Source organism: Streptomyces lonarensis (assembly GCF_012033735.1).
GTDB classification, from domain to species: domain Bacteria; phylum Actinomycetota; class Actinomycetes; order Streptomycetales; family Streptomycetaceae; genus Streptomyces; species Streptomyces lonarensis.
On record NZ_JAAVJD010000406.1, the window covers coordinates 1 to 2,582 of the forward strand.

General features: G+C 76.6%; 2 protein-coding genes. One reads left to right on the plus strand and one right to left on the minus strand.

Annotated elements, in window-relative coordinates; genetic code table 11:
* Positions 1 to 152: 152 nt before the first annotated feature.
* Positions 153 to 1,199, plus strand: coding sequence for an L-glyceraldehyde 3-phosphate reductase (gene mgrA, locus HCN56_RS25055; RefSeq protein ID WP_167974865.1), 1,047 nt, complete (start codon positions 153 to 155; stop codon positions 1,197 to 1,199).
* Positions 1,200 to 1,278: 79 nt separating this feature from the next.
* Here mgrA and HCN56_RS25060 read toward each other — a convergent pair whose 3' ends face one another.
* Complete coding sequence (locus tag HCN56_RS25060; protein WP_167974867.1) at positions 1,279 to 2,385, minus strand: glycosyltransferase family 4 protein; 1,107 nt, start codon at positions 2,383 to 2,385, stop codon at positions 1,279 to 1,281.
* Positions 2,386 to 2,582: the final 197 nt, after the last annotated feature.

Below are 2,582 nucleotides of genomic sequence, written 5' to 3' on the forward strand. Positions count from 1 at the left end.
GCCGCCGGCCGACCCCGCGACGCGCCTGCCTGGGGAGGGTCCGCCGCGTCGGCCGGGGCGGGAGGTGATACCCATCTCGTGGGGCCGCTCGCCGGTCCCGACCTCCCGGTGGCCGCCGACGGGCCGCCGGGCAGCCGAGGAGATGAGGACAGATGACGGACCACGGAACCGACGGACCCTACCTCGCCGCCGAACAGCGGTACGCGGGGATGCACTACCGGCGCAGCGGCGCGAGCGGCCTGCTGCTGCCCGCGGTCTCCCTCGGGCTGTGGCACAACTTCGGCGACGACCGTGCGCTCGAGAACCAGCGCGCCATCCTGCGGAGCGCGTTCGACCACGGCGTCACCCACTTCGACCTGGCCAACAACTACGGCCCGCCGCCCGGTTCGGCCGAGGCGAACTTCGGGAAGCTGCTGCGGCAGGACTTCGCCCCGTACCGCGACGAGCTGGTCCTCTCCACCAAGGCGGGGTACCGGATGCACGCCGGCCCGTACGGCGAGTGGGGCTCCCGCAAGTACCTGATGTCCTCGCTGGACGCCTCGCTGCGCCGCATGGGCGTCGACTACGTCGACATCTTCTACTCGCACCGCTTCGACCCCCACACCCCGCTGGAGGAGACGATGGGCGCCCTGGCGTCGGCCGTCTCCCAGGGCAAGGCGCTGTACGTCGGCGTCTCCTCCTACAACTCCGAGCAGACCGCCGAGGCGGTGCGCCTGCTGCGCGAGATGGGTGTCCGACCGCTGATCCACCAGCCCTCCTACTCCATGATCAACCGCTGGACGGAGGAGGACGGCCTGCTCGACACGTTGGAGGAGGCCGGCATGGGGTGCATCTCCTTCGCACCGCTCGCCCAAGGCCTGCTCACCGACAAGTACCTCGACGGGGTGCCGGCCGACTCACGCGCGGCGAAGGGCACCTCGCTGGACGCGGGGCTGCTGACGGAGGAGCTGGTGGAGCGGGTGCGCGGCCTCAACGCCATCGCCGAGCGGCGCGGGCAGAGCCTCGCGCAGATGGCGCTGACCTGGGTGCTGCGCGACCCGCGGATGACGTCGGCGCTGATCGGCGCCTCCAGCGTCCGGCAGCTGGAGCAGAACGTGGCCGCGCTGGACGCCGCGCCGCTGAGCGACGAGGAGCTCGCGGAGATCGACGAGCTAGCGGTCTCGACCAGCGGGGTCAACATCTGGGCCAAGCGGACGTGACGGTCGGCGGGGCGGCAGCGGCCGCCTCGCCCGCCCGGGGGGCCGGGGTGCGCGGGGCGACGGCGCGGGGCGGGGCGGGTCAGGCGAACTCGTCGTAGACGCGCAGGACGTGGGCGACGGTGTGGTCCTCGGTCGGCCAGGTCTCGGCGCGGCTGCGGCCCGCGGCGGAGAGCGCCGCCCGCCGTTCGGGGTCGGCGAGCAGCCCGCTGACGGCGTCGGCGAGCGCCCGCGGCTCGGCCGCCGGCACCAGGACGGCGGCGTCCCCGACCAGTCGCGCCATGCCTCCCACCCCGGTCGCGACCAGCGGGACGCCGACCCGCAGCGCTTCCTGCGCCGCGAGGCCGCGGCCGTCCCAACCACCGGCGCTGACGGCGATGTCGGCGGCGGCGAGAAGGCGGCGGCCGTCCCGCCGGTCCCCCAGCAGCCGCACCGGGAGGTGCTCGCGTGTGACGCGGCGTTCCAGCTCCGGCCGGAGCGGCCCCTCCCCCACCAGGGCGAGCAGCGGCGGCGCGCCGCGGTCCCGCCAGTGGCCGGCGGCGGAGAGCAGCGTCTCGTGCCCCTGACCGGGTTCCAGGGTGGCGGTGGCGAGCAGCAGCGGGCTCTCGCCGAGACCGAGTTCGCTGCGCGTGGCGCGGCTGCCCGGGGCGTCGTCCGGGGCGGTGCGGGCGCACGGCAGCCCGACGGGGGCCAGGCGCGCGTCGCGCGCTCCGCGGCGCCGGGCGCGGTCGACCAGTTCGGTGGTGGCGCCCAGCACCACGGACGACGCCCGGGCGACCATCGCCTCGGTGGCGTCGCGCAGCGGGGCGGTGGGTCCGTAGGCGTCGCGGCGGACGTGCCAGGTGAGGACGAGCGGCACGGGCCGGCCGCGGGTGGCCAGCGCCGCGACGGCACCGGCGCGGAGCCCGTGGGCGTGGACGAGGTCGGCCCGGGCGGCGAGGGTGTGGGCGCGCCAGGCGGCGCGGGTGCGGGACGCCGCCGGGAGTTCCGCGAAGCGGGCACCGACGTCGGCGAAGCGGTAGTGGCGCTCGGCGGTGGCCGGGGCGCAGACGGTGACCTTCACCCCGCGGGCGACGAGCCCCGCGGCGAGGGACCGGACGTGCTCTCCGGTGCCGGCGCCGCCGCTGCCCAGCAGCTGGAGCACGTGGAGGGGCCTGGGTCCGGGCGACTGTGCGGGGATGCCGCTCACGGCTGGCTGCTCCTGGGCTCGGGCGGTGGGCTGGCGTCCAGGATGCCAGTTCACCCGGTCGGGGTGACCGTCCGCCACCCGCACGGGTGAGGATGGCGCGAAGCGGTGGCGTCGGTGGCTCGGGGAGCACACCGGCGCCCGCCGGCCCGGTCCGTGCCGGGGACCGGGTCGGGGCGGAGCCGCTGCGCCCGCCCCGG